This window comes from Neptunomonas sp., assembly GCF_041601355.1.
Classification (GTDB): domain Bacteria; phylum Pseudomonadota; class Gammaproteobacteria; order Pseudomonadales; family Balneatricaceae; genus Neptunomonas.
In genome coordinates this window covers 1-2,654 of the sequence record NZ_JBFIIH010000240.1, presented here as the reverse complement: position 1 = coordinate 2,654, position 2,654 = coordinate 1, and the positions used below count along the sequence as shown (strand labels likewise).

Annotated in this window: 3 protein-coding genes and 1 tRNA gene; 2 read left to right on the top strand and 2 right to left on the bottom strand. The window is 47.6% G+C overall.

Annotation, left to right across the window (positions count from 1 at the left end):
* A tRNA-Ala gene (locus ABY436_RS19865) sits at positions 1-76 on the bottom strand.
* Between the two features lie 329 nt (positions 77-405).
* On the opposite strand from ABY436_RS19865, the gene ABY436_RS19860 reads away from it, so the two are divergent.
* Both ABY436_RS19860 and ABY436_RS19855 read left to right on the top strand, forming a co-directional pair.
* Positions 406-672: a DUF211 domain-containing protein gene (locus tag ABY436_RS19860; protein ID WP_372740658.1), complete on the top strand. Its 267-nt coding sequence runs from the start codon at positions 406-408 to the stop codon at positions 670-672.
* Positions 673-677: 5 nt separating this feature from the next.
* Positions 678-1,262 carry a hypothetical protein gene (locus ABY436_RS19855; protein ID WP_372740657.1) on the top strand — a complete coding sequence of 195 codons (585 nt, stop codon included), beginning with the start codon at positions 678-680 and terminating at the stop codon, positions 1,260-1,262.
* A gap of 177 nt (positions 1,263-1,439) precedes the next feature.
* On the opposite strand, the gene ABY436_RS19850 is transcribed toward ABY436_RS19855, so the two are convergent.
* Positions 1,440-2,654, bottom strand: a 1,215-nt coding sequence (locus ABY436_RS19850; RefSeq protein WP_372740656.1) for a glutamate--tRNA ligase, incomplete at its 5' end; no start/stop codon positions are given.

Here is a 2,654-nt window from a genome sequence, read left to right as displayed (position 1 = left end):
TGGTGGAGCCTAGCGGGATCGAACCGCTGACCTGTTCGCTGCCAGCGAACCGCTCTCCCAGCTGAGCTAAGGCCCCATCTTTAAGCACACTTGGAGGGATAAAATAAGTGTGCCTTGAAACGACGCGTATCATCCCATATTTCAGATTAATGTCAAACATATTTTTAGGCTTTATCTAAGAGATTCAACCCATTGGCACCCTTAACCTCAACAGGAAACAGCAAAACGTAACATCAACATACAACCCAACGCTGACTGAACCCCATTCAGGACCTTTAGCTTTCGACTTTTTTCTGATTCAGTCCCTATATCACCTATTTATTATGTAAGGTCGTGACCTATGCGCTGTATTTAGGCAAGATGAAATAATAACCTGATAAAAAGATCAGACAAAAGGGCTCTGCAATGATTGCTGTTAAAAGAGTAGTTCTGGATGTTTTAAAGCCTCACCACCCTAATGCGCTTGAGTTTTGCCAGGCATTAAGCGCCGCTATTGAAGGTAGCACGGTTAGAGTGGCCGTTATTGCTGTCGACGAAAAAACTGAATCACTGGAAGTATCCGTTGAAGCAGCGCTGATTGATTTTGATCTCCTTCAGGAAGTGATTAATAAAATGGGGGGTGCGTTGCATAGCATTGATGAGGTCGAAGTTAAAAACGAGCCAAGTACCTGACGCTTATGAATATTCTAAGGAAAGCTGAGTTTCTGTTGAAGATTACCCGCTCTCAGGGGATTGCACGGCGATATTTTGTTGTTAATGGTTTTGATGGCGCGTTAACCATGCTCGGGTTGATTCTCGGCTTCCAGTTCAGCTCTTCTGCCCCACTTAGCGTTACTATTAACGCCTGTATGGGCGCGGCAATCGCCTTAGGTGTGAGTGGTGTCAGCAGCGCCTATATTAGTGAAGTCGCTGAAAAGCGGCGAGCTCTTCTCCAATTGGAAGAGGCCATGTTAATAGATATGCAGGATTCGGCTCATTCTGAAGCAGCCCGCTGGGTACCGATAATGATTGCGCTGGTGAATGGTTCTGCTCCGCTATTAATTTCGTTAGTGATCCTCAGCCCTATGCTATTAACCCAAGCGGGGATTGCGTTCCCGGTTTCACCTCTGTTTTTAGCCATTATTTTAGCCTTGATTATTGTTTTCCTGCTGGGTGTTTTTCTCGGTCGGATCTCTGGTATATCCTGGCTGCGCAGTGGTTTACAAACCCTGTGTATTGCTATCACGACGGCCCTTCTCATCTTCCTCTTTACAGGCGAGTAGCCGTGCGCACCTTAGAATACTGCAATAAAACATCGGCTGAAACACTCCAATTACTCGAAGCGCAAACCCGCGGATTAAGCAGCGAGCAAGCAAATTGATGCTGCAGATATAAAAAAGGCCTGCGAGCGCAGACCTTTTATTTAACTATCGCTTAATTACCATACACCGATAAAATATTTACTCGATACCGGCAGCAATATCGCGGAACTCTTTTTCCCAGCGCTTCGCTTCTTTCTTCGATGGGCCACCCAGCAGATTGACGGCATGACGCAAACGCGCACGGCTCATATCCGGACCAAGAATCGACATGGAGTCCATCACGGATACGGTCTGATTAGTACCTGCAATCGCAATAAACAATGGGAACAAGAAGTCACGTAGCTTGTAACCCATCTGCTCTGCCAGCTGCTTTAGCTGTGCGAAAAGATGATCTTTATCCCAGTTGTTTTCGGTATCCAGGAACCAGACACTGAATTGCAATATACGCTTAGCATCGTCCAGCGTAACGCTTTTGTGCTCAAAGTCTGATTCTTTAATCGGTAACATACCCGATAAGAAGAAGCCGGCCAGCGGTGCAACATCAGAGAACTTTTCAACACGCTGCTGTATCAGTGGTACGATCTGCATCAGGTACTCAGGGTTGAGTGCCCATTCTTGAAACTTGGCAGCAAATTGCGCGTGCGTGAGATCTTCACGCAGCCATACACCATTCAACCAGCTGAGTTTTTCCTGATCAAAAACGGGGCCACCTAATGAAACCCGGGTAATATCGAAGTGAGAGAACATCTCATTACGGCTGAATTTTTCACGCTCATCCGGCATCGACCAACCCATACGACCCAGATAGTTAAGCAGGGCTTCAGCCATAAAGCCCATACGTTGATAATACAAAATACTGGTCGGGTTCTTACGCTTAGACAGTTTGGATTTGTCCGGGTTACGCAACAAAGGCATGTGGCAGAGTACCGGCATGTCCCAGCCGAAGTACTGGTACAGTAACTTGTGTTTAGGCGCTGAGTTGATCCACTCCTCACCCCGGATAACATGCGTGATCTCCATCAGGTGATCATCAACTACGTTAGCCAGATGATAGGTCGGCATACCATCGGATTTAAGCAGGATCTGCGCATCGACCATACCCCACTCCAGTTCGATAGGGCCACGCAGCAGGTCATCCACGACACAAACGCCCTCACCTTCAGGCACGACCATACGGATAACAAACGGGGCACCGGCTGCTTTGCGTTTTTCTACTTCTTCAGCGGGTAAAGCCAAGTCACTTTGCTTGAGTGCTGTATGTCCACCCGCCGCCCGACGTGCATCGCGCAATAGATCCAGCTCTTCAGAGGTGCGGTAGCAATGGAACGCATGACCTTTCTCAACCAGATCATG

Bases quoted from the DNA above. Each gene is read 5' to 3' on its own strand.
- ABY436_RS19860 (WP_372740658.1), top strand. From the start codon at position 406: ATGATTGCTGTTAAAAGAGTAGTTCTGGATGTTTTAAAGCCTCACCAC.
- ABY436_RS19855 (WP_372740657.1), top strand. From the start codon at position 678: ATGAATATTCTAAGGAAAGCTGAGTTTCTGTTGAAGATTACCCGCTCT.